The sequence below is a fragment of the Streptomyces sp. SirexAA-E genome (assembly GCF_000177195.2).
GTDB lineage: Bacteria > Actinomycetota > Actinomycetes > Streptomycetales > Streptomycetaceae > Streptomyces > Streptomyces flavovirens.
Genome location: NC_015953.1, coordinates 6367302 through 6391155 on the forward strand (window position 1 = coordinate 6367302; position 23854 = coordinate 6391155).

General features: G+C 72.7%; 18 protein-coding genes. 11 read left to right on the forward strand and 7 right to left on the reverse strand.

Going from position 1 to position 23854, the window contains the following annotated elements; all coding sequences use genetic code 11:
* Positions 1–118 precede the first annotated feature (118 nt).
* Entirely contained in the window at positions 119–1537 is a 1419-nt protein-coding gene (locus tag SACTE_RS27865) for a DUF4157 domain-containing protein (protein WP_014049353.1), read from the forward strand.
* Positions 1538–1553: 16 nt separating this feature from the next.
* Here the strand turns inward: SACTE_RS27865 and SACTE_RS27870 are convergent, their stop codons facing one another.
* Entirely contained in the window at positions 1554–1994 is a 441-nt protein-coding gene (locus tag SACTE_RS27870; protein ID WP_014049354.1) for a DUF6083 domain-containing protein, read from the reverse strand.
* 536 nt (positions 1995–2530) lie between these two features.
* On the opposite strand from SACTE_RS27870, the gene SACTE_RS27875 reads away from it, so the two are divergent.
* Positions 2531–3532 (forward strand): TIGR03842 family LLM class F420-dependent oxidoreductase, encoded by a 1002-nt coding sequence (locus SACTE_RS27875; protein WP_014049355.1) that lies wholly within the window; start codon positions 2531–2533, stop codon positions 3530–3532.
* 91 nt (positions 3533–3623) lie between these two features.
* Positions 3624–5204 (forward strand): NCS1 family nucleobase:cation symporter-1, encoded by a 1581-nt coding sequence (locus tag SACTE_RS27880; RefSeq protein WP_014049356.1) that lies wholly within the window; start codon positions 3624–3626, stop codon positions 5202–5204.
* Here SACTE_RS27880 and SACTE_RS27885 read toward each other — a convergent pair.
* Positions 5167–5925 carry a hypothetical protein gene (locus SACTE_RS27885; RefSeq protein ID WP_014049357.1) on the reverse strand — a complete coding sequence of 253 codons (759 nt, stop codon included), beginning with the start codon at positions 5923–5925 and terminating at the stop codon, positions 5167–5169. The two genes, SACTE_RS27880 and SACTE_RS27885, sit on opposite strands and share 38 nt — an antisense overlap.
* A gap of 261 nt (positions 5926–6186) precedes the next feature.
* On the opposite strand from SACTE_RS27885, the gene SACTE_RS27890 reads away from it, so the two are divergent.
* From SACTE_RS27890 to SACTE_RS27900, 3 genes are all read left to right on the forward strand, one after another.
* Positions 6187–6546 carry a hypothetical protein gene (locus tag SACTE_RS27890; RefSeq protein ID WP_014049358.1) on the forward strand — a complete coding sequence of 120 codons (360 nt, stop codon included), beginning with the start codon at positions 6187–6189 and terminating at the stop codon, positions 6544–6546.
* Positions 6547–6710: 164 nt separating this feature from the next.
* Entirely contained in the window at positions 6711–8198 is a 1488-nt protein-coding gene (locus SACTE_RS27895) for an amidase (RefSeq protein ID WP_014049359.1), read from the forward strand.
* A 129-nt stretch (positions 8199–8327) separates the two neighbouring features.
* The gene (locus SACTE_RS27900) at positions 8328–10547 is read left to right on the forward strand and encodes an NADP-dependent isocitrate dehydrogenase (protein ID WP_014049360.1); all 2220 of its coding nucleotides are present in this window, start codon (positions 8328–8330) and stop codon (positions 10545–10547) included.
* 139 nt (positions 10548–10686) lie between these two features.
* Here the strand turns inward: SACTE_RS27900 and SACTE_RS27905 are convergent, their stop codons facing one another.
* From SACTE_RS27905 to SACTE_RS27915, 3 genes are all read right to left on the reverse strand, one after another.
* A complete protein-coding gene (locus tag SACTE_RS27905) occupies positions 10687–11568 on the reverse strand; it encodes an alpha/beta hydrolase (protein WP_014049361.1) in 882 nt (293 codons plus the stop codon).
* 223 nt (positions 11569–11791) lie between these two features.
* On the reverse strand, positions 11792–12235 hold the full coding sequence (locus SACTE_RS27910; RefSeq protein ID WP_014049362.1) for a nuclear transport factor 2 family protein: 444 nt from the start codon (positions 12233–12235) through the stop codon (positions 11792–11794).
* A 470-nt stretch (positions 12236–12705) separates the two neighbouring features.
* The gene (locus SACTE_RS27915; RefSeq protein ID WP_014049363.1) at positions 12706–13761 is read right to left on the reverse strand and encodes a lipoate--protein ligase family protein; all 1056 of its coding nucleotides are present in this window, start codon (positions 13759–13761) and stop codon (positions 12706–12708) included.
* A 405-nt stretch (positions 13762–14166) separates the two neighbouring features.
* Here SACTE_RS27915 and SACTE_RS27920 point away from each other — a divergent pair, with 405 nt between their 5' ends.
* Positions 14167–15255: an alanine racemase gene (locus tag SACTE_RS27920; protein ID WP_014049364.1), complete on the forward strand. Its 1089-nt coding sequence runs from the start codon at positions 14167–14169 to the stop codon at positions 15253–15255.
* A 287-nt stretch (positions 15256–15542) separates the two neighbouring features.
* On the opposite strand, the gene SACTE_RS27925 is transcribed toward SACTE_RS27920, so the two are convergent.
* Positions 15543–16613 carry a LacI family DNA-binding transcriptional regulator gene (locus tag SACTE_RS27925; RefSeq protein ID WP_014049365.1) on the reverse strand — a complete coding sequence of 357 codons (1071 nt, stop codon included), beginning with the start codon at positions 16611–16613 and terminating at the stop codon, positions 15543–15545.
* Positions 16614–16882: 269 nt separating this feature from the next.
* Here SACTE_RS27925 and SACTE_RS27930 point away from each other — a divergent pair, with 269 nt between their 5' ends.
* The 4 genes from SACTE_RS27930 (at position 16883) to SACTE_RS27945 (ending at position 22010) form a co-directional block, all read left to right on the forward strand.
* Positions 16883–18256, forward strand: a complete 1374-nt coding sequence (locus SACTE_RS27930) for an extracellular solute-binding protein (RefSeq protein WP_014049366.1) — start codon at positions 16883–16885, stop codon at positions 18254–18256.
* Positions 18257–18278: 22 nt separating this feature from the next.
* On the forward strand, positions 18279–19217 hold the full coding sequence (locus SACTE_RS27935; protein WP_014049367.1) for a sugar ABC transporter permease: 939 nt from the start codon (positions 18279–18281) through the stop codon (positions 19215–19217).
* 2 nt (positions 19218–19219) lie between these two features.
* Positions 19220–20119, forward strand: coding sequence for a carbohydrate ABC transporter permease (locus tag SACTE_RS27940; protein ID WP_014049368.1), 900 nt, complete (start codon positions 19220–19222; stop codon positions 20117–20119).
* Between the two features lie 67 nt (positions 20120–20186).
* On the forward strand, positions 20187–22010 hold the full coding sequence (locus tag SACTE_RS27945; protein ID WP_014049369.1) for a sugar-binding domain-containing protein: 1824 nt from the start codon (positions 20187–20189) through the stop codon (positions 22008–22010).
* 54 nt (positions 22011–22064) lie between these two features.
* Here SACTE_RS27945 and SACTE_RS27950 read toward each other — a convergent pair whose 3' ends face one another.
* Complete coding sequence (locus SACTE_RS27950; RefSeq protein ID WP_019993041.1) at positions 22065–23723, reverse strand: RICIN domain-containing protein; 1659 nt, start codon at positions 23721–23723, stop codon at positions 22065–22067.
* Positions 23724–23854 lie beyond the last annotated feature (131 nt).

The following is a 23854-nucleotide window of genomic DNA, read 5'->3' on the forward strand; positions in this document are numbered from 1 at the left end:
CGGCGGACGCGCTGCCCGCACGGGCACCACGTCGTGTCCGGTACGCCCCTTACCCGTGACCGCCGCACCCGGTATGCAGGGAGAGCACAGGAACTGTCAGCCCAACGAGCGGACGCCCATGCACGCGCACGAGCCGACGAAGAGCGAAGAGCAGCCGCAGCCGCGTGCCACCAAGCCCCCGGCCGGGCGCCCGGCGGAGGCCCCGCGCGGGCGGGGGACCGACGGGCTTGTCGACCTGCAGCGCACCGTCGGCAACGCGGCCGTCGTCCGTATGCTCCAGCGGGACCGGCGCCGGCACGGCGAAGGCCGCGGCCACCAGCCGCCCGCGGCGACGCCCGTCCAGCGCTCCGCCGTGCACGACGTGCTGCGCGCGCCGGGCAGGCCGCTGGACGGACCGCTGCGCCAGGAGATGGAGTCCCGTCTCGGCGCCGACTTCTCCGACGTCCGCCTGCACACCGGCTCCGCGGCCCGCGACTCCGCCGCCGAGGTGGGGGCCCGCGCCTACACCTCGGGCAGCCATGTCGTCATCGGCGACGGCGGCGGCGACAAGCACACCCTCGCCCATGAGCTGACGCACGTCGTCCAGCAGCGCCAGGGCCCGGTGGCCGGTACGGACAACGGGTCGGGGCTGAGCGTCTCCGACCCCGGCGACCGCTTCGAACGCGAGGCCGAGGCCAACGCGGTCCGGGTGATGAGGCGGACACCCGGGCAGGGCGCCCCCGTGCGGCGGGACGCCGACACCACGGCGCGCGGCACCGGCACGACGGTCCTCCAGCGCTTCACCGAGGTGACCACCGCGGAGCTGGGTCCCGTGCGCGTCTCGGCGAACGGCCTCTACCTGATGACCGTCGTCTCCGGGGCGGACGCCACCGTCCTCTGGGTCGCGCGGGACGCCCCGCCGCCCCGGTACTGCAAGCCCACCGGGCAGAGCGGGGAGATCGGGGGGCGCGCGTACGCGGAGTACGAGCCGTTGACGAGCTTCCTCGCGGACTGCGCCCACACCGCCGAGGAGATCATGCACCAGCGGCGGCTGGCCCTGGGCCAGGACGCCAGCGAACTCGCCCTGGACGCGGGCCGGTTCGGTCTGGGTGATCGGGAGAACGCGGAGGCCGCCCGGGCCTACGCGGCCACCAGGCCCGGGGGCCCGCAGGCGGACGGCGAGGAGCGGCCGGACCCCGGCCAGGCGTTCGCGATCGTGGAGACCGCGTGGGACGAGGACTACGAGCGGCCCGCCAACACCAGCGGGTGGCCCTACCACGTGGCGGCCGTGGTCGCCGTGGACGGCGACGACCGCATCACCGTGGAACAGGCCGCGGACGGCAACGACGCGAGGGCCCGCCAGGGCTACGAGGGCATCGTCGACATGTATACGGCGGGCACGGACCCGACCGACGGGCAGGCGCTGCCGCACAGCTTCCACGGGCGGAACACCGGCGGCCCGGTGCAGCACTTCTCGGCCGGCGCGATCACCGTCGTCCTCCAGCCGGTCAACGTGGGCACCCTCAGAGGGGAGACCGGCCGCCGGAAGCTCGTGTGACCCGACCGCGGCGGCGCTACCCCGCGTCCGGCAGGCCCTCCTCGGGGAGGTCGAACAGGCGCCGCGTCCGCAGGTCGTTGTGGTCCCGCAGGGCGGTCATCCACGGCCAGTGGTCCTCGGGCAGCAGACGGGGGCAGACGGCGCGGTGCGGGATGCGGCAGACGGTGCCGGGGAGCGGTTCGGCGTCCCACAGGTTCGTCGCGACGCCGTCCGGAGTGATGATCCACCGCCGTCGCGGGGGCACGGTGTGCGCCGGGACGCGTACGCGGGGTTCGAGGAGGACCCAGTGTCCCGCGTACCCCGTGGGGTACCGGTCCTGCGGCAGCTCGCAGAACGGGCAGTCGGGCGGTGACGGCGGACGCGGGGCGGTGGCGCCTTCGAGGAGCGCGTGGAAGGCGTGGTCGAGGCGGACGGAGTCGTCGTCGGGGCTGGGCGGTGTGTACTCGGTTTCCCCCATATCCGTAAGGGTCCGGACAGACCGTCAGGGCGGATAGGGCGCGATCCGGCCGTGCCCGGTGGGGCGGGCGCCACCGCGTGTGCCGCAGGACGCCCCGTGGGATCCACGAGGTCCCGGCCGCCCCACACCGTGTGACCGGTCCTCGCCCATGAGCCCGCCCGGACCAGGGCGTCCGGCCTCCGGATCCCCGCGCCCGGCACCGTACCGCGAACCGGGCCGTGCCGTCCCGGTCACCGGAAGACCGGCACGCCCCGGCGGGCAGCCGGGGCGGGGCCTCTTCCCAAGGCCCCGGAAGCGGTCCAGGATTGTCCCCCTCGCGACTCGCCCCGAAGGCGTGGTCGTACGGGGTCGGGCACGGCCCGGTGTGGAAGGATCTCCCGCAAGCACGGCAGGGGACGCGCCCGCAGAGCCCCGACCCGCGTGCCCCGGGCACCTGAAGACCGGCACCCGGGGGAGGGCGGCACAGCACCGGCCCCGCTCCTCCCGCAATCCACGACCCGCGCGCCACCTGTCAGCATCCGGACCAGGAGCACGTCATGGATTTTGGACTCGTCCTCCAGACCGACCCGCCCGCATCGGCCGTGGTCGGCCTCATGCGCCGCGCCGAGCGGAACGGCTTCCGCTACGGCTGGACCTTCGATTCGGCGGTGCTCTGGCAGGAGCCCTTCGTCGTTTACAGCCGCATCCTGGAGCACACCGACCGGCTGATCGTCGGTCCGATGGTCACCAACCCAGGCACCCGCACCTGGGAGGTCACCGCCTCCACCTTCGCCACCCTCAACGACATGTACGGCAACCGCACCGTCTGCGGCATCGGACGCGGCGACTCGGCGATGCGGGTGGCCGGCCGCACGCCCCACACCCTGGCCCGGCTGGGCGAGGCCATCGACGTCATCCGCGACCTCGCCGAGGGGCGCGAGGCCACCGTCGACGGACAGCGGGTCCAGATCCCCTGGGTGAAGGAGGGCAGACTTCCCGTCTGGATGGCGGCCTACGGCCCCAAGGCCCTCGCCCTGGCAGGGCGGAAGGCCGACGGCTTCATCCTCCAGCTCGCCGACCCGTTCCTCACCGAATGGATGGTCAAGGCCGTACGGGACGCGGCGGCGGAGGCCGGACGCGACCCGGACTCCGTCACCATCTGCGTCGCCGCCCCGGCCTACGTGGGCGACGACCTGGAACACGCCCGCGAACAGTGCCGCTGGTTCGGCGGCATGGTCGGCAACCACGTCGCCGACCTCGTCTCCCGGTACGGCGAGCACTCGGGCCTCGTGCCCGAGGCGCTCACGGCGTACATCGCCGGCCGGTCCGGCTACGACTACAGCCACCACGGCCGCACCCAGAACCCCGACACCGCCTTCGTCCCCGACGAGATCGTCGACCGGTTCTGCCTGCTCGGCCCCGCCGATGCGCACGTCGAGAAGCTGCGGGCCCTGCGCGACCTGGGCGTCGACCAGTTCGCCCTCTACGCCATGCACGACGCACGCGAGAGGACCATCGACGCCTACGGATCCACCGTGATCCCCGCCCTGTCCACCTGACCCCGGCCCCACCGCCCGTCCGCCCACCCGGCTGCACAGCACCCACCAGCGCCCCGCACGGCACCGCTCCCGAGCGAAGGGTCCAGCCGCCATGACCGCCACCGTCCCACCCGTCCCACCGACCGGCCCCGACGACCGGCCCATCGGGCCCGGCCCCGCGGGGCACCCCTCCGACCCGTCCGGCGGAGTCGAGCTCGCCCCCGGAGCCGTCCCCGACGACAGCCGCTTCGTCAACGACGACCTGCTGCCCGTGCCCCTGGAGCGCCGCCGCTGGACGACCTACAACTTCGCGGCCCTCTGGATCGGGATGGCGCACAACATCCCGTCCTGGCTGCTGGCCTCCGGCCTCGTCGCGCTCGGCATGGACTGGAAGCAGGCCGTCCTGACGATCGCGCTGGCCAATCTCGTCGTGCTCGCCCCGATGCTGCTCACCGGGCACGCCGGGCCCAAGTACGGCATTCCGTTCCCCGTCCTGGCCCGCGCCTCCTTCGGGCTGCGCGGCGCCAACCTGCCGGCCCTGATCCGGGCCGGAGTCGCCTGCGCCTGGTTCGGGATCCAGACCTGGATCGGCGGCGTCGGGATCTTCACCCTGCTCGGCAAGATCTTCGGCGGCTGGGCGCGGGCCGGTGAGATCGGCGGGCAGCCCTGGACGCTCTGGCTCTGCTTCGCGCTCTTCTGGGCCCTCGAACTCGCCATCATCCACCGGGGGATGGACACCCTGCGGCGCTTCGAGAACTGGGCGGCGCCGTTCGTCCTCGTCGGCGCCGTGGTGCTGCTGGTCTGGATGGCCGCCAAGGCGGGCGGGTTCGGGCCGCTGCTGGACCAGCCGTCCGCGCTGGGCTGGGGCGCCGACTTCTGGCCGGTCTTCTTCCCGTCCCTGATGGGCATGATCGCGTTCTGGGCCACGCTCTCGCTGAACATCCCCGACTTCACCCGCTTCGGAGCGGGCCAACGCGCCCAGGTGTGGGGCCAGTCGCTCGGACTCCCGACCACGATGACCTTCTTCGCCCTGCTCTCCGTCTTCGTCACCTCCGGATCGCAGGCGGTGTACGGCGAGGCGATCTGGGACCCCGTCCAGCTCGTCGCCCGGACGGACAACGTCTTCGGCCTGCTCTTCGGCCTGATCACCGTGCTGATCGCGACGATCTCCGTGAACATCGCGGCGAACGTCGTCTCCCCGGCGTACGACCTGGCCAACCTGGCCCCCCGCTTCATCAGCTTCCGCACCGGTGCGCTGGTCACCGGCGTCGTCGGGGTGCTGATCATGCCGTGGAAGCTCACCGAGACACCCGAGCTGTACATCTTCACCTGGCTCGGCCTGGTGGGCGGGCTGCTCGGTACGGTCGCGGGCATCCTGATCGCCGACTACTGGATCGTCCGGCGCACCGTCCTGGACCTGCCCGACCTGTACCGGCCGGGCGGCCGCTACTGGTACGCCGGCGGCTGGAACTGGCGGGCCGTGGCCGCCTTCGTCGTCGGCGGTGTCCTGGCGGTCGGCGGCTCGCACTCGGCACCGGGCAAGGGCCCCTTCCCGGCGGACGGACTGCTGCCCTTCCTCAGGCCCCTGGCGGACTACGGCTGGGCCGTCGGACTGGGCTCCTCGCTAGTGCTGTACGCGCTGCTGAGCCGGCCGGTCAGGAGGGCGCCGGTGTCCGGCCGAGCAGGGCGCTGACGTCCACCGTGTCGTCGGCGGCCGGGGTGGCCGTGGGCACCGGCTCGTCGAAGCCGGAGAAGTCCACGGCCGCGTCGGCCCCGTCGCCCCGCACGGTGAGCCGTACCGGGTGGTGCGCGCCGTGGGTGTCCACGTACGCCGTCACCCGCTGCCCGCGGGCGTCCCTGGTGACCGGGACGGTGCGTACGCCGCCGACGGTCGTCACCGTGCCCTTGGTCAGTGTCCCGCCCGCCCGGTCGGCGTTGGCGGAGACCAGTTCGCGGAAGGTGTCCAGATCGCAGACGTCCACCACCGGGCGCAGCCGGGAGTCGGAGGCCTCGCCCTTCAGATAGCGCCCGGCGAGGACCGAGTCGAAGGTCGTGCCGCCGACCGGGACCTGGTTCTTCCAGAAGTCGGCGTCCGGCCTCACCCAGACCGCGTCGCCCCGCTTGACGATCCGCACCGCGCCCTTGTCGCCGCCGAGATCCACGCTGCCCGCGCAGTTCCCGTCCCGGTCCAGCGAGAGGTCCACGGTCATCGCCTCCCGGCCCTTGCCGAGATCGCCCTGGGCCCTCAGGTGCAGGGACCGCACGCCCAGCAGGGCGTCACGGGAGCGGTCGGCGATCTGCTGCGCCGGGAGCGACGCGAAGTCGTCCGCGCGGGCCGCCGCGCCGGCGGTGACGGTGAGCACGGTCACCGCCGCACAGGCGGCGGCACGGGCGGCGATGCGCTGTCCGGCCACGATGCCTCCTCCGGATATCGGAAAAGTCCTGCTCAGAGCCTTGCCGAGCGGTGATTCCCTGCGTCGAGCGTACGCCCGGCCCAGGGCGCGTGCCCGGCGGGACGGGAGTACGGAGGGTGAGGCTCGGCGCTGTTTTCGGCTACGGAACGTGGGGAGATTCGCCCCGGACACCACCGGTCGAAGAGCCGGGAGCCGCGTGGCCGAGGGATCCACGGCCGCCCGGCCGAAGGACCGCACGGCCGCATGAACCGAAGGGGAGACATGAAGAAGCTGTTGTGGGGGAAAGCCGCCCGCACCCACCGACGCGGCGCAGGTCTCGTGGGCCTGGCGCTGGCCCTCGCCGTACCGATGACCACCGTGCTCGCCGTGACCCCCGCCGCCGCGACCCCGCCGGGCCTCGCCTGCGACACGGGCAAGCACGCCGTCGACGACTACACCGGATACGCGCTCTGCCGGAACAACGGCTCCACGACACAGACGTTCTGGGTCCACCTGGTCTGCGGCTGGTCGCCGGACGTGGACGGTGAGCACGTCACGCTGAACCCGGGGCAGTCCGGCCAGTCGACCGCCCACTGCGCGGGCCTCGGCACCGGCATCGGCGAGATCCATGTCCGGCCGTAGGGCATCCGGTCCCCGAGACCGCGGCCGTGATCCGGCCGCGCGGAAGCGCGGGGCGTGCTTGAGCGGGCCGGCACGCCTCGTTACCCTCCAGTAGATCCGTCGGGGCGGTCCCGGGGCGGCCCCGGCAGGCCGGTGGTCCCGGCGGTCGCGAGGAGGCGGCAGCGATGTCCTCAGCAGCAGAGCACACCCGGCGGACCCGAACGCGCGGCCCCGGGCGGCCGGACTCCCCGGCCGCCCCGCCCGGACTCGCGGACAGCGCGCGGCTGCTGGCCGACGGCACCACCACCTCGTCGGCCCTCGTCGGCGCCGCCCTGAGCCGCAGCGAAGCCGACCGCGACGGACTCAACGCCTTCCGGCACCTACGGGCCGACGCCGCGCTCGCCGAGGCGGCCGAGGCCGACCGGCGGCTCGCCGCGGGGGAGCGGCTGCCGCTGCTCGGGGTGCCGGTCGCCGTCAAGGACGACACCGACGTCGCCGGAATGCCCACCTACTTCGGCTGCGACGGCACCCTGCCGCCCGCCACCGCCGACAGCGAGGCGGTCCGCAGGCTCCGGGCCGCCGGCGCCGTCGTCGTCGGCAAGACCAACTCCTGCGAGCTGGGCCAGTGGGCCTTCACCGAGGGGCCCGCCTTCGGCGCCACCCGCAACCCCTGGAACACCGCCCACACGCCCGGCGGTTCGTCCGGCGGCTCCGCGGCGGCCGTCGCCGCCGGACTGGTGCCCGCCGCCCTCGGATCCGACGGGGCGGGGTCCATCCGCATTCCCGCCGCCTGGACCCACCTCGTCGGCATCAAACCGCAGCGCGGCCGGATCTCCGTCCACCCCTACAGCGACGCCTTCCAGGGCCTCACCGTCAACGGCCCCCTCGCCCGTACGGTCGCCGACGCCGCCCTGCTGCTGGACGCCGCGGCCGGGCCCCACCCCGACGATCCGCACCGCCCGCCCGCCGTCGACGCCCTCGCCGCCGCGCGCCGCGACCCCGGGAGGCTGCGGATCGGCCTCGCCCTGCGGCCACCGCTCACCCTCACCCGTACCGCACCGCACCCCGAGGTGGCGCGTGCCGTCACCGCGCTCGCCGAGGCCCTGGCCCGCCTCGGCCACCACGTGGAGGAGGCCCGTCCCCGCTACGGGCTGATCGGCCTCGCCTTCGTCCCCCGCGCCACCGCGGGCATCGCCGAACTGGCCGCGGCGCACCCCGAACCCGGCCTGCTGGACCCGCGCACCCGCAGCGCCCTGCGCACCGGGACCCGGCTCGGCGGCCGGATCGTGCGGGCTGCCCGCGCCCGGGAGGTACGCCAGCACCGTCGGATCGGCGCCTTCTTCGACCAGGGCCCGGCCCGGTCCGGCGGCGGGTACGACGTGCTGCTCACCCCGACCACCGCGGCCCCGCCGCCCCGCATCGGGGCCCACGACGACCTGAGCGCCTGGCGCACCGACCTCGCGATGACCGCCGCCTGCCCGTACGCCTGGCCCTGGAACGTACTGGGCTGGCCCGGTGTCAACGTCCCGGCGGGATTCACCCGCGACGGACTGCCGGTCGGGGCCCAGCTCCTGGGCCCCTCCCGCAGCGAGGCCCGGCTCGTCTCCCTCGCCGCGCAGCTGGAGGCCGACCGGCGCTGGTACGAGCACCGGCCCCCGGCACCGGCGCTCTGACCCCGCGCGGCGACGAGCGAGCCCGGCGCCCCGGTCCGGCCGAGATGAGTACGGGCCCCTGTGGAGAGGGGGACGGCCACGAGATATCTTGATGTCAAGCAATGTTGCAGACGTGGAGCGGAGCACCCGGTGACTGACTCGACCATCATCTATACGCACACCGACGAGGCCCCTGCCCTGGCGACGTACTCGTTCCTGCCCGTCGTCGAGGCGTACGCCTCGACCGCGGGGGTCACGGTGGAGAGCCGTGACATCTCGCTGGCCGGACGCATCATCGCCAGTTTCCCGGAGCGTCTGAAGGCCGACCAGCGTATCGATGACGCACTCGCCGAGCTCGGCGAGCTGGCCAAGGCTCCCGGCGCCAACATCATCAAGCTGCCGAACATCTCGGCGTCCATCCCGCAGCTGAAGGCCGCGATCGCCGAGCTGCAGGAGCAGGGCTACGCGCTTCCGGACTACCCGGACGACCCGAAGACCGACGAGGACAAGGACGTCCGCGCGCGTTACGACAAGGTCAAGGGCAGCGCCGTCAACCCGGTCCTGCGCGAGGGCAACTCCGACCGCCGCGCCCCCGCGTCGGTCAAGAACTACGCCAAGACGCACCCGCACCGCATGGGCGCCTGGACCGCCGACTCCAAGACGAACGTCGCCACCATGGGCGTCGACGACTTCCGGTCCACCGAGAAGTCCGCCGTCGTCACGGAGCCGGGCAACCTGCGCATCGAGCTCGTCGGTGACGACGGCACCACCACCGTCCTGCGCGAGTCCGTCCCCGTCCTGGCCGGCGAGGTCGTCGACGCCGCCGTGCTGCGCGTCGCCGCGCTGCGCGAGTTCATCACCGCCCAGATCGCCCGCGCCAAGGCCGAGGGCGTGCTGTTCTCGGTGCACCTCAAGGCCACGATGATGAAGGTCTCCGACCCGATCATCTTCGGCCACGTGGTGCGCGCCTTCTTCCCGAAGACCTTCGCCGCGTACGGTGACGTGCTCGCCGCGGCCGGCCTCACCCCGAACGACGGGCTCGGCGGCATCCTCAAGGGCCTGGAGTCGCTGCCCGAGGGCGCGAAGATCAAGGAGTCCTTCGAGGCCGAGCTCGCCGAGGGCCCGGCCCTGGCGATGGTCGACTCCGACAAGGGCATCACCAACCTGCACGTCCCCAGCGACGTCATCGTGGACGCCTCGATGCCCGCCATGATCCGCACCTCCGGCCACATGTGGGGCCCGGACGGCGACGAGGCGGACACCATCGCCGTGCTGCCGGACAGCAGCTACGCGGGCGTCTACCAGGTCGTGATCGACGACTGCCGTGCCAACGGAGCCTTCGACCCGTCCACGATGGGCTCGGTGCCCAACGTCGGTCTCATGGCGCAGAAGGCCGAGGAGTACGGCAGCCACGACAAGACCTTCGAGATCCCCGCCACGGGCACGGTGCGCGTCGTCGACGCCGCCGGCAACGCCGTGCTGGAGCAGGCCGTCGGCGCCGGTGACATCTTCCGGATGTGCCAGACCAAGGACCTGCCGATCCAGGACTGGGTCAAGCTCGCCGTCACCCGCGCCCGTGCGACCGGCAACCCGGCCGTCTTCTGGCTCGACGAGGACCGCGCGCACGACGCGAAGCTCATCGAGAAGGTCAAGACGTACCTGGCCGACCACGACACCGACGGTCTGCAGATCGAGATCATGACCCCGGAGAAGGCCACCGCCTTCTCCCTGGAGCGCATCCGCCGCGGTGAGGACACCATCTCCGTCACCGGCAACGTGCTCCGTGACTACCTCACGGACCTGTTCCCGATCCTGGAGCTCGGCACCAGCGCGAAGATGCTCTCCGTCGTCCCGCTGATGAACGGCGGCGGCCTCTTCGAGACGGGCGCCGGCGGCTCCGCGCCGAAGCACGTGCAGCAGCTCGTCAAGGAGGACTACCTGCGCTGGGACAGCCTGGGTGAGTTCCTCGCCCTCGCCGTCAGTTTCGAGCACCTCGCGCAGACCACGGGCAATGCCCGCGCCCAGGTCCTCGCCGACACGCTGGACCGCGCCACGGCCACGTTCCTCAACGAGGACAAGTCGCCCAGCCGTCGGCTCGGCGGCATCGACAACCGCGGCAGCCACTTCTACCTGGCCCTGTACTGGGCGCAGGAGCTGGCCCGGCAGACCGAGGACGCCAAGCTCGCCGAGGCGTTCGCGGCGCTCGCCAAGACGCTGGCCGAGCAGGAGCAGACCATCGTCGACGAGCTCGTCGCGGTCCAGGGCAAGCCGGCCGACATCGGCGGCTACTACCAGCCCGACCCGGCGAAGGCCGCGGCGGTCATGCGCCCGTCGGCCACGTTCAACGCGGCCGTCGCCTCGCTGAGCTGACCCACCCCGCGGCCCCCGCACGGGCCGCACCCGCACCACGACCGCCCCGGCGGGCTCCAGGAGCCCGCCGGGGCGGTCGCGTCGGTGGGCCCGCCGGGGGAGCCCCGCCCAGGCTGCCCGCGGCCTTCGACCCGGCGTCTCAGGCGTGAGCTCCGGCCGCCTGCCAGAACCCGCGCACCAGGGTGACGAGTTCGGCGGGCGCCTCTTCGGCGATGTGGTGCCCGGAGGCGATCGGGCCGCCGTCCAGCCGGTCGCCCGCCCAGTCACGCCAGACGTCCAGTACATCCCCGTACAGGTCGGCCATGTCGTCGCGGGTGGCCCACAGCACCTGGAGCGGGCAGCGGATGCGCCGGCCGGCCCGACGGTCGGTGTCGTCGTGCTCCCGGTCGACACCGAGACCGGCCCGGTAGTCCTCGCACATGGCGTGCACGGTGGCCGGATCGTGAATGGCACGGCGGTAGTCCTCGTACGCCTCCGCGCCCATCTGCCCGGGAGTCCCCCCGTACCAGGCGTCAGGGTCGGCGTCGATGAGGCGTTCGGCGGGCTTGTCGGTCTGTCCGAGGAAGAACCAGTGCCACCAGCGCGCGGCGAACCTCGCGTCGCAGCGGTGCAGCGCCTCCCCGAGAGGCACGGCGTCCAGGACGCTGAGGGCGGACACCGCGTGCGGGTGGTCCAGGGCGAGACGGGTGGCCACGTAGGCGCCCCGGTCGTGCCCGACGACGGCGAACCGTTCGTGACCCAGGCGGCGCATGACCGCCAGGCAGTCGTCGGCCATGGCCCGCTTGGAGTACGGACGGTGCTCGGGGTCGCTCGGAGGCTTGTCGGACTCGCCGTAGCCCCGCAGGTCCGGGCAGACCACCGTGTGGCCGGCCGCGGCCAGCAGCGGGGCGACGCGGTGCCAGGTGGCGTGCGTGCGCGGATGGCCGTGCAGGAGCAGCACCGGGGGCCCGCCGCCGCCGTGCCGCACCCGGAGGCGGGCCCCGTTCCCCTCGCAGCGCGTCAGCTCAAAACCCTCGAACACTCAAGGCCTCCTCCGCCCCGGACGTCGCGACTCGTCTGCCCCAGCGCCCTGGCCACACACATCGTTACAGGGTGGCCCTCGGTGCGGCGCTCGGGGCCGGCGGGGGGCCTCTACGTCCTTCGTCAAGCGGCGCGCGGCGTCTTGGGTTCGTGGAAGGTGCTGTCTCGGACCATCGCGACAGCACACCGGTGCGGTGGCGGACCAGGCGAAGGGGGCTCGGGACTCAGGAAGGGGTGCACGCCTCGGCGATCGATACGCTGTTCTCGTAGAGGTGATGCCGGGTGATCCGGCCCTCCTCGACGGTGAGGCGCAGCGCGAAGGGGCCCTCGAAGGGCTTCCCCGTCGCGCGCACGGTCCCCGAGAGGTACCCCATCAGGACGGCGTCGGTGCCGTCGACGAGGAACGTGTCGACGGAGGCCCGCGCATCCTCGGCCACCGTGTGCTCGGCCAGCTCCGTGAACTGGGCGGCGCATTCGGCTCCGGTGGAGCGCGGCCGGATCCACGGGACGGCGGGGTTCTCGGCGAGCAGCCAGTCGACGTCGTCCGCGAAGAGCGCGACGAGCCGCTCGACGTCCCCGGCCATCCGGGCGGCGAGGAACTCCTGGACGACGTGGCGGGTGGTGTCGGTGACGGAACTCGCGCTGAGGTCAGCGGACTTGACGGGCATGGTTGCTCCTCGCGCCTCAGGGGCCGGAACCCTCGTCGGGCTCTCGTTGACATGTACCACGCTGCCGCAGCAGGGGAGCGTGGTCGATTACGCCAGAGGTAGTGGCCGGGGGAGGGCCTCTGCGTCCGTCGTCAAGCCCGAGTTGGTCATGCGACGGCTGCTTCGGGGGTGCGTGGTTCGTGGAGGTGCCGTCGCGGCGGTCGGCTTGTCGAAGACGGCCGGTCTCGGCATCGGTGTCGTAGGCGCGCATCCACGTTGTGCAGACCTGCCGTCCGCGAGCTGTCCGGTGTCGCGCCGGACCCGGGTGGTGGCCGGACCTCTCATCAGCGTCTCCGACGGCACCTCCCGGGCCCGGAGGCCAGCCGCCCTCTTGCACGACCGCGAAAAACATAACGGGGTGCCCAGGTCGTACGGGCAGGCACCGGCGGACCGCGGTACGAACCGCGGCGCCCCGCACCACCGCACCGCGCTCACGGCACCCGGGCGGTCCACTCCTCGGTGCCGAACTTCGTCCGCACCAGCTCCTCGGCCCGGGCCATCTCGTCGGGGGTCACGACGCCCCGGGTGAGGCCGTAGCGGTTGCGGAAGGAGTCGATCATGTTGTCGATGACGACCTCCCGGGGCAGCCCGGTCTGGCGGCGGAGCGGGTCGACACGCTTCTTGGCGGACTTGGTGCCCTTGTCGGACATCTTCTCCTTGCCGATCCGGAGCACGTCCAGCATCTTGTCGGCGTCGATGTCGTACGACATGGTCACGTGGTGCAGCACGGCACCCGATCCGCCGACCATCCGCTTCTGCGCGGCGCCGGCGATCTTGCCGGCGTCCGTGGCGATGTCGTTGAGCGGCTGGTACCAGGCCTTGATGCCCATGTCGCCCAGTGCCCCGAGCACCCAGTCGTCCAGGTAGGCGTAACTGTCGGCGAAGGAGAGGCCGGAGACCAGTGCGTCCGGCACCGAGAGCGAGTACGTGATGGTGTTGCCCGGCTCCACGAACATCGCCCCACCGCCGGAGACGCGGCGCACGACCGTCACCCCGTGGCGATCGGCGCCGACGGGGTCGACCTCGTTGCGCAGGGACTGGAAGCTGCCGATGATCACGGCGGGGGAGGCCCACTCCCAGACCCGCAGCGTCGGCGGCCGGCGGCCCTGTGCGACCTCGGTGGTGATGACCTCGTCCAGCGCCATGTGCAGGGCGGGGGGCTGCGGTGCCTCGTGGATGAGCTGCCAGTCGTAGTCGCTCCACTCGGTGGCGTGCGCGAGGGCCCGGCGCACGGCGACGGCCACACCCTCGGAGGTGAGGCCGAGCATCACGGTCGACTGCGGCAGCGCGGCGTCGATCCGGGCGGCCAGGCCCACGGTGTCGGTGTTGGCCGGGGCGCCCTCCAGGGCCGCATCGATGGCCTCGATCGCCTCGTCCGGTTCGAGGAAGAAGTCCCCCGCCACCCGGACATCGCGCAGCGCGCCGCCTTCGACGTCCAGGTCTACGACGACAAGCTTGCCGCCGGGCACCTTGTACTCGCCATGCACGGCTTCGTTCCCTTCCGGTGCGCGGCGTGTCCTGAGCCTGCTGCTCCGAAATCCCGATACATGCGCACACACTTCCTACGGCACCTTAATGCTCTGCCGCGACGGGTGGACGTGCGGACATGACGTACGGTCGCGGGAAGGCGGCCTGGTCCTCCGGCACAACGGCACGCGCGTCTACCATGTGGGTCTCTGCTGCGGGGACGACGAGGTGATCCACACCCCCCGGACCGGCGAACCCGTCCCACGGGTCCCGCCGGACGAGGCCGTGCCGCGCAAGGAACACTACGGAGCCACCCGGAACCCGCACCCCTGCGCCATGTGTCCCTGGCCCTGCCCGCCGTCCGCGAGCGGGGCACGGCCGCTGCCGTCGGCGGGCCGCGAAAGGTTCCACCGAGGAAAATCACCATGACACTCACGCTCACCATCGACACCGAGCGCTGGCGGGAACACCACCGCGGCGTCCTCGGCCAGTACCCGGGGCTCGTGCCGGTCTGCAAGGGGAACGGCTACGGGTTCGGCCACCACCGGCTGATGCGGGAGACGACCCGGCTCGGCACAGGACTCGCCGCCGTCGGCACCGTCCAGGAAGCGGCCCGCGCGCAGGACTTCTATCCCGGAGACCTCCTGGTGCTGACGCCGTACCGCAACGGGGAGGCGTCCCCGGCGCTGTCCGACAGGACCATCCGCGTCGTCTCCTCCCCCGGGCACTGCGACGGCCTGGCGGGGCACCGCGTCGTGGTGGAGCTCAGGTCCTCCATGAGGCGGCACGGCATCACGGAGGCCGATCTGCCCGCCCTGCGCCCGGTGATGAGCGGGTGGGAGTTCGAGGGTTTCTCCATCCACCTCCCGCTGAACCGGGTGGGCGGTGCCGGCGGGGCCGAAGAGGTCGCCTCCTGGGTGCGGCGGCTGCGCGAGGAAAGGATGCCGCTCCGTCAGGTCTTCGTCAGCCATCTGTCGGCCGAGGAGATGGCCGGGCTGCACGCGGAGTTCCCCGGGACCCGTTTCCGGCTGCGGACGGGGACGAAGCTGTGGCTCGGCGCCCCGAAGGCCACCCGGTACACCAGCCGGGTGCTGGACGTCACCCGTCCGGAGCGGGGAAGAGGTCTCGGTGCCGGCCGACGGCGGCCTGCCTCCGGCCCGCACCTGGTCGTCGTGTCAGGCGGAGTCTCGCACGGGGTCGGACTGCGGGCGCCCAGGACGCTGAGCGGTCTGCGCGACCGTGCCCGCCACCTCGTGGGCATCGGCCACGCCTGCCTCGACCACCACCTGTCGCCCTTCGTCTGGGACGGCGTGCGGTGCAGGTTCGCGGCCCCTCCCCGCCTGCAGGAATCCGTCCTGCTGGTGCGCGGGGACGGGCCACCGCCGAAGGTCGGCGACGAGGTCGCGGCGCAGTTGCGCTACACCATCACACGCCCCGACCGCGTCGTGGAAGAGCCACAGGTCCCGCCGGCCGGGTCCGCGGTGACGGGCGGACCCGCCCCGGAGCCATGGTGATCGGCCCCGGCCGGCCGTCGCGCCCGGGCAGGGCTGTGCCCTGGACACCGCCTGGCGCCGGGACAGCGCGTGTGGCCGCACGGAGGACCGTCGGACGCCCCACGCGGGCCCTGGAGGCATGAGCCGTTCGGACGCCAAGGGCGCCTGCACGGCCTGCTGCTCGGGCTCTACGCGAGTCCGCTGTCCGGCACCCTGATCACCCCGGTGCCGCCGCGCGTCGCCGCAGCGGTGGCCGCTGGACCCGTCAGGCTGTCAGATCCGTGCCGGCAGCCGGGTCCGGCGGGCGCTCACCACACCCCGTCGGGCCCCACGGCCCCTTCCGTGCTCTCGCGCAGGACGAGCCGGTGCGCCACGACGCGGTCCTGCGGGCACGCCGAACCCGGGCGGTCCGAGCCGTCCGGTGGCAGACCCGGGCGCGCCGCCTCGTCGATGCGGTGCAGGAGCAGGGCCACCGCGACCCGGGCCACCGCCTCCTTGTCCGGGGCGACCGTGCTCAGCGTCGGCACGCTGAAGCGGCCGCCCTCCACGTCGTCGAAGCCGATGACCGCCACGTCCTCGGGCACCCGCGCCCCGTACTCGCGCAGGGCCCGCAACGCGCCCAGCGCCAACTGGTCGTTGAGGCACAGCAGGGCGTCCGGCCGCACGCCCTCCGCCAGTGTCCGGCGTACGGCGGCCGCTCCGTCGGCCATGTGGAACGCCTCGACCGGCAGCAGCGACGCCGGATCGTACGCGAGGCCCGCCGCCGCCAGCGCCGCCCGGCAGCCTCGGGTGCGCGCCTGTGCCGTGCCGACGCCCTCGTCGTCCCGTCCGCCGACGGTCAGGATGCGGCGGCGGCCCAGGGCGATCAGGTGCTCGGTGGCCTCGCGGGCCGCGCGTTCGTTGTCGATGGCCACATGGTCGGCGCCGTCCGTCAGCAACTCGCCCAGCAGGACGGTCGGCGGCGGGCCGGTGTGCGCGCGCAGGTCCTCCGGCGCGAGGGCCAGCGGGCTGAGGATGACGCCGTCCACGAAGTCCGAACCGAAGCCGGCCACCGCCGCCCTCTCCCGCTCCCGGTCCCCGCCGGACTGGTGGATCAGCACGGTAAGGGAGCGCTTTTCGGCCTCCCGGACGACGTGCCGGGCCAGTTCGGCGAAGTACGGGACGTCGAGCTCCGGCACCACCAGCGCGATGATTCCGCTCCGGCCGCTGCGCAGGTGCCGCCCGGCGAGATTGACGCGGTAGCCGAGATGGTCGATCGCCTCCTGGACCACGCGCCGGGTGCGTTCGGAGACGTGGACGTAGTCGTTGAGCACGTTGGACACCGTCTTCTCCGACACCCCCGCGTGCCGTGCGACGTCCTTGATCCTCGGCCGTGCCACCGAAACCTCCCTGCCCCCTGGTACGCGCCGAGTCTATGGGGTGCCGTCCCGGCGGTCCGGGACGGCTCCCGGAGACCCGGTCGAAGGCGATACCCGTCGCACACGTGATGACACAGCTCTTTACAGCCAATGTACATCGATGTAAAAACAGGTCACCGCACTGGGAGACCCGGTGCGGATCACCCTGATGTGCGCGGGCGGCCGACGGCTGCCGTGCCGATGGCGCCTGCCGTCGGCCGGGCACGTCGTCCGGCCATGAAAGGTCAGTGATGAGCTCTGCACCCCCTGCCGGCGGGCCGTCCGGTCCCCGGGACCCGAACCCTGCGCCCGGCATCGGCCGCCGTCGGCTGCTGCGTTACGGGACGGCCGGAGCCGCGGCGCTGCTGGCCGCGGGCCCGTTGACCGGCTGTGCCTCACCCGCCCGGGCCGGTGAGGCCTCCGCGCTGAAGGTCTGGGACCTCTTCCAGGGCGGCGACGGCATGCTGATGGACGAGATGATCGCGGCCGTGTCCCGGGGCGGCGACGGCTTCGACGTCGACCGGACCATCCTGGACTGGGGCCCGTCGTACTACACGAAGCTCGCCATGTCGGCGGCGGGCGGCCGGGCCTCGGACGTGGCCGTGCTGCATCTGTCACGCCTGGCCGGATACGCACCCGGCGGCCTGCTCGACCCCTTCGACCTGGATCTGCTCGCCGAGTTCGGCGTCAGCGAGAAGGACTTCGCCCCCGCCGTCTGGAAGCGCGCCCAGCACCAGGGCACGGTCTACGCGATCCCGCTCGACGTACACCCGTTCATCGTCTTCTACGACAAGGACGCCGCCGACGAGGCGGGGCTGCTCGACCCGTCCGGGGCCCTGGCGCCGATGGGCTCGCCCGAAGCGTTCCTCGACGCCGGCAAGAAACTCGCCGAGGTGACCGGGAAGTCCGGGATCCTCTTCGGACACGTCACCGACACGGCCCAGAGCTGGCGGCAGTTCGCGGCCCTCTACGCCCAGACCGGCGCCTCCTTCACGCTGCCCGACGGCGGTCCGCCGAAGATCGACGTCGAGGCGGCCGTGAAGGTCGTGACCTTCATGAAGCAGCTCTTCGACGGCCGGACGAACCCCAACAACCTCGACTACAACGGCGCGATGGCCGCCTTCATGGACGGCCGCGGCGGCATGATCATGGCGGGGGAGTGGGAGCTTCCGACGTTCCGCAAGTCCGGCATCGAGCGGTTGGGCGCGGCCCCCTTCCCCCAGGTCTTCGGCCGCCCCGCCGTCTACGCCGACTCGCACAGCTTCGTACTGCCGCACCAGGACGACCCCGACCCGGCCCGGCGCCGCGAGGCCCACCGGTACGTCGCCGAGATCATCAAGCAGAGCCTGACCTGGGCGAGTGCCGGACACATCCCGGCCTACCAGCCGGTGCAGGCACTCCCCGAATACGCGAAGCTCGACCCCCAGTCCTCCTACGCGGCCGCGGGCGAGATCGTCGTGCTCGACCCGCCGAACTGGTTCGCCGGAGCGGGCGGCAACTTCCAGAACCGCATGTGCCAGCCGCTCCAGTCGGCGCTGCTGGGCAACACCTCCGCCGAGAAGGCGGTACGGCAGATGGTCCGGGAAGCGGACAGCCTGCTGCGCCAGCCCAACCCGGTCGCCTGACGACAGCCGAAGGAGCCGCATCGTGACCACCACCGCGCCCGCCGGAGCGTCGGCGCCCCCGCAGCCGGAACCCTCCGCAGCACCGCCCGCCCCCCGCCGCCGCCGCTCCCTCACGGGTGGCGGAGGACTGTTCGTCCTGCCCTTCCTCGCGTTCTTCGTGCTCTTCCTGGTCTGGCCCGTCGTGCAGGGCCTCTGGATGAGCCTCACCGACGCCTCGCTCGCCCTGCGGGACACCGAGTTCGTCGGACTGGCCAACTACGCCGAGGCGTTCGGGGACCCCGACGTCTGGAGCAGCCTCGGCAACACCGTCTTCTTCACCGTCATCTCCTGCGTGCCGCTGGTCCTGGTGGCCCTCGCCATGGCCCTGCTGGTGCACAGCGGACTCGCCGGCCAATGGGTGTGGCGGCTGGCCTACTTCGCGCCGTACCTGCTGCCCGTCACCGTGGTCACGCTCGTCTGGACGTGGCTGTACCAGCCCGACATCGGCCTCGGCAACCAGCTGCTGACGTCGCTGGGGCTGGAGCCCGTCGGCTGGCTCTCCGACGAGTCGGTGGCGATGTGGTCCGTCGCGGCCCTCACCGTCTGGTGGACGGTCGGCTTCAACTTCCTGCTCTACCTCGCGGCCCTCCAGTCCCTGCCCGTCACCTACGACGAGGCCGCCGCGCTCGACGGCGCCGGTGCCTGGCGGCGGCTGTGGTCCGTCACCCTGCCCCAGCTGCGGCACACCACCGTCCTGGTCGCCATGCTCCAGGTGCTCGCCTCGCTCAAGGTGTTCGACCAGATCTACATCCTCACCAAGGGCGGCCCCAACGGCTCCACCCGCCCGATCCTCGAGTACGTCTACGACGTCGGGTTCACCGGTTACCGGCTGGGCTACGCCTCGGCGATCAGCTACGTCTTCTTCGCGCTCGTCATCGTCATCTCCGTCGTGCAGCTCCGCTTCTTCCGTCAGGAGGGCTGACCGTGTCCGCCATCTCCACCCCCGTCCGCCGGCCACGCCGTCCACGCCGCGAGGAGACCGGGTCCCCGTTGCTGCTGGGCCACGGACGGCTGCCCCGCGTGCTGGCCGGGACCGCGCTGACCGTCCTCGCCGCCGTCTGGCTGCTGCCGTTCCTCTGGGCGGTGGCGACCTCGGTGCAGAGCGAGCAGGACGTGATGAAGTCGGGCCTGTCGCCGTTCAAGGGCGCCTTCACGCTCTCCGCCTACCGGCAGATCCTGGAACGCGGAAACGTTCCGACCTGGGCGTTCAACAGCGTGCTGATAGCCGTCCTGGTCACCCTGCTCACCGTCGCCGTCTCGACGCTCGCCGCCTACGGGTTCTCCCGCGGCACCTTCCGCGGCCGGCGCGTCCTCCTCGCCGTCACGGTCGCCGCGATCATGGTCCCGCCGCAGCTGCTCATCGTCCCGCTCTTCGAGCAGATGACGATGTTCCACCTGGTCGACACCTATGCGGCGGTCATCCTGCCGCAGGTCGTGGCGCCCATGATGGTCTTCATCCTCAAGCGGTTCTTCGACGGCATCCCCCGCGAGCTGGAGGACGCCGCCCGCATCGACGGCGCCTCCGAGCTGAGGGTCTTCTGGTCGATCGTGCTGCCGCTGTCCCGCCCGATCGTGGCCGCCGTCGCGATCTTCGTCTTCATCGGGGCGTGGAACAACTTCATGTGGCCCTTCATCGTCACCAACGACCCGGACCTCATGACGCTCCCGGTGGGCCTCGCCACCGTCAAGGACGCCTACGGCATCCAGTACGCCCAGGCCATGGCATCCGCCCTGCTGGCGGCGCTCCCGCTGATCGTGATGTTCCTCCTCTTCCAGCGGCGCATCGTCAACTCCGTGGCCACCACCGGCCTCGGCGGCAGCTGACCGCCTCCCGTTGTCCCTTCCGTGCCGGCCACCCGCCGGCCGTCCCCACCATCTGACTGGAGTTCGTGTGCACACCCCCTCCGTCCCCCGTCCGGAGTACCCGCGACCGCAGTTCGTCCGGCGCGACTGGCTCAACCTGAACGGGACCTGGCAGTTCGAGACCGACCAGGGCGACAGCGGCCTCGAACGAGGACTCCTCGACCGCGACCTCACCGGCGAGATCCTCGTGCCCTTCGCCCCCGAGTCCGAGCTGTCGGGTGTCGGCGACACCGACTTCCTGGAGGCCGTCTGGTACCGGCGGCGGTTCACCCCGCCCGCCGCGTGGGCGGGCCGCCGGGTGCTGCTGCACTTCGGGGCCGTCGACCACGACACCACCGTGTGGGTCGACGGCACCGAAGTGGTGCGCCACCGCGGCGGCTTCACCCCCTTCACGGCCGACCTCGGCGACCTCGCCCCGGCCGGACGGGAGGTCGAGATCACCGTCCGCGCCCGCGACCCGAAGTCCGGCCCGCAGGCCCGGGGCAAGCAGGCGATCCAGTACGCCAACCACGACTGCAACTACACCCGCACCACCGGCATCTGGCAGACGGTGTGGGCGGAGCCGGTGGCCGACGTCCACCTCCGCCGCCCCCGTATCACCCCCGACCTGGCCGGGGCCGCCTTCGACGTCGAGCTCCCCCTCTCGTCCAACCGGCCCGGCCACCGCGTGCGCGCCGTCCTCAGCGACGACGCGGGCGAGGTCTGCCGTGCCGAGGTGCGTGCCGACCTGGACCTCGCCCCCCGCCTCCGGCTGGCCCTCCCGGAGGACCGGCGCCGCGAGTGGAGCCCGGAGGACCCCTTCCTGTACGGCCTGCGGCTCGAACTCCTCGACGCCGACGGCGAGGCGGCCGACACCGTCGAGAGCTACGCGGGACTGCGCGCCGTCGGCATCCGGGGCAAGGCCGTGCTCCTCAACGGCCGCCCCCGCTTCCAGCGCCTCGTGCTCGACCAGGGCTGGTACCCGGACGGTCTGATGACCGCCCCCTCCGACGAGGCCCTGGTCCGCGACATCGAGCTGGCCATGGAGGCCGGCTTCAACGGGGCGCGGCTGCACCAGAAGGTCTTCGAGGAGCGCTTCCTCTACCACGCGGACCGCCTCGGCTACCTGGTCTGGGGCGAGTTCGGCGACTGGGGCTGTGAGGTCGGCGGGTCCTCGGGCGACAACCAGCGCCCGGACGCCTCCTTCGTCGCCCAGTGGCTCGAAGCCGTCGAACGCGACTACTCGCACCCCTCGATCGTCGGCTGGTGCCCGCTGAACGAGACGTACCAGAAGCTCCACGACCGCATCACCCAGCTCGACGACGTGACCCGGGCGATGTTCCTCGCCACCAAGGCCATGGACACCAGCCGGCCGGTGATCGACGCCTCCGGCTACTCCCACCGGGTCCTGGAGACCGACGTCTACGACTCGCACACCTACGAGCAGGACCCCGCCGCCTTCCGGCAGCTCGTCTCCGGCCTCGCCAAGGGGGAGCCCTTCGTCAACGCGTACGAGAACGGCGCCGCCTACTCCCAGCCGTACCGCGGCCAGCCCTACTTCGTCAGTGAGTTCGGCGGGATCTGGTGGGACCCCGAGGCCGCCGCCGAGCAGTCCGGCCGGGACCGCACCCTCTCCTGGGGCTACGGCGACCGGGTGCGCACCGAGGACGAGTTCCACGAGCGCTTCGCCGGCCTCACCGGCGTGCTGCTGGAGGACCCGGAGATGTTCGGCTACTGCTACACGCAGCTGACCGACGTCTTCCAGGAGCAGAACGGCGTCTACCGCTTCGACCGGGGCACCAAGCTCGACATCGCCCGTGTCCGGGAGGCCCAGCTGCGGCCCGCCGCGATCGAACGGCCCGACGCCGGCTGAGACGCGGACGACCGGTGCCCGCTCCCCCGGCCGGGGAGCGGGCACCGTTGTGTGTCAGACCCGTTCGAGCCGCCACAGCTGCGGCTGGAGCCCGTTGCAGGTCCACTGCCGGACGTCGGCGCCCGCCGTGCGGGAGCCCTGGGCGACGTCCAGGCACTGACCGCTCGACCTCACGACCAGCCGGTAGTACCCGCGCCCGGCGTTCTCCGGCCGCCAGTCCTGTGCGGCCTGAGCGTTGCAGTACCACTGACGGACGTCGGCGCCCGGGGTCGCCGAACCGTTCTCCACGTCCAGGCAGTGGCCGCTGTTGACGCCGGTGAGCGTGAAGGTCCCGGCACCGTGGGCGCGCAGGGTCCACGCCTGCGGGCCCAGTCCGTTGCAGGTCCACTGCTGGACGTTGCCGCCCGGGGCGCGGGAGTCGGCGGCCACGTCGAGGCAGTGGCCGCTGTTGGCGTTCACCAGCCGGTACCGGGCCCCGTCCACGATCCCGGCAGCGTCACCGCTGCCGGTGACCGGACCGGTGGCGACGTACGGGCGGCACACGTCGCCGTCCCAGTCCGTCGCGATCTCCAGCACCGTGCTCCCGTCGGCGGAGGGCAGCAGCGGGGAGCTGTAGTTCGGGCAGTACGTCGCCGTCGGGGCCGGGACGCGCACCGGGGCCTCGATCTCGTACCACGGGCCCGTGCCGTTCTCCGTGTTGGCCAGGATCGTGCGACCGCTGTCCGCCGCGGGGGTGCCGTCACGGTTGAGGAGCTGCTGGCCGATCAGCAGGATGCGGCCGTTCGGTCCGCCGCCCGGCGCGGGGGCCCAGGCGATGGTGGGCGCGGCGCGGAAGTACTTCCCGTCCACGGTCTCCGGGCGGAACCCGAGGCCCGCGGGGTCGCCCCAGTCCCAGCCGTCCGGCGAGGTCCGGTAGTGGACCACGCACTGGTACTGGCCGCCCGGGTTGCAGATCTCGTAGCTCATGAAGTAGGTGCCGTCCGGCAGCTTGCGCACCACGGGCATCCCCGGCCGGTCCGGCTCCCATGTGCTGGCCACGATGTTCTTCCGGTCCTGCCAGTGGACGCCGTCGTAGCTGCGCGCGGCGGCGAGCTTCTGGTTGTGGGCAGGGTCCGTCTCGTCGGCGTAGTGGCAGACGAGCGCGCCGTCGGCGGCCACCGAGAACTCCGGCTCCCACAGCCCGCCCGTCCCGCCCGCCGTGGCACAGGAGGACAGGTAGGACCAGGTGCGGCCCACGTCGCCGCTCTGCCAGACGCGCAGGGCCATACGCCGGTTCTGCTCGTCCTGTCCGGCCGAGGAGGCCCACAGGAGGGTTCCGGCGGGCAGACCGCCGACCTGCCGGGGGAGCTCGAACAGGGTGGAGCAGCACAGTCCCTGACCGGCCGCCGACTCCGGGTCGGCGATCCTGCCGACCTGCCGGAAGGTGGCTCCGGCGTCGGTGCTCTCGTGGATGGCGCCGATGCCGTTGTCGCCGTCGAAGGAGACGACGCTCGCCAGCACCCGGCCGTTGGCGGCGCCGCTGTGCTCCAGCCGGACGGCGCGCGGGTAGAGACCGGTCCCGCTGCCCAGGGGCGTACCGGTGGCCGCGGCCGAGACGCCGGCCGGCGCCGCGTTCGCGGGGGCGGTGGTGGCCGGGGGAGGGGTGGCCGCCATGGACGGTGCGGCGCCGGTCGCCGCGAGCGACAGGCCCAGCAGCGCGGTGAGGACCGGCATCACGGCACGCGCCACCCACCGGGGACGGCGGTCGGCGGGCGTGGGGCCGGGGTCCGTCCGCCGGCCGGCGGAGGGGGAGAGGCGGCGTCCGGGACGAGGGGGTCTGCGGAGGTGCGGCACGGGTTTCCTTC

Coding starts and splice junctions, on each gene's coding strand:
- SACTE_RS27865 (WP_014049353.1), top strand. CDS start 119: ATGCACGCGCACGAGCCGACGAAGAGCGAAGAGCAGCCGCAGCCGCGT.
- SACTE_RS27870 (WP_014049354.1), bottom strand. CDS start 1,994: ATGGGGGAAACCGAGTACACACCGCCCAGCCCCGACGACGACTCCGTC.
- SACTE_RS27875 (WP_014049355.1), top strand. CDS start 2,531: ATGGATTTTGGACTCGTCCTCCAGACCGACCCGCCCGCATCGGCCGTG.
- SACTE_RS27880 (WP_014049356.1), top strand. CDS start 3,624: ATGACCGCCACCGTCCCACCCGTCCCACCGACCGGCCCCGACGACCGG.
- SACTE_RS27890 (WP_014049358.1), top strand. CDS start 6,187: ATGAAGAAGCTGTTGTGGGGGAAAGCCGCCCGCACCCACCGACGCGGC.
- SACTE_RS27895 (WP_014049359.1), top strand. CDS start 6,711: ATGTCCTCAGCAGCAGAGCACACCCGGCGGACCCGAACGCGCGGCCCC.
- SACTE_RS27910 (WP_014049362.1), bottom strand. CDS start 12,235: ATGCCCGTCAAGTCCGCTGACCTCAGCGCGAGTTCCGTCACCGACACC.
- SACTE_RS27920 (WP_014049364.1), top strand. CDS start 14,167: ATGACACTCACGCTCACCATCGACACCGAGCGCTGGCGGGAACACCAC.
- SACTE_RS27930 (WP_014049366.1), top strand. CDS start 16,883: ATGAGCTCTGCACCCCCTGCCGGCGGGCCGTCCGGTCCCCGGGACCCG.
- SACTE_RS27950 (WP_019993041.1), bottom strand. CDS start 23,723: ATGCCGGTCCTCACCGCGCTGCTGGGCCTGTCGCTCGCGGCGACCGGC.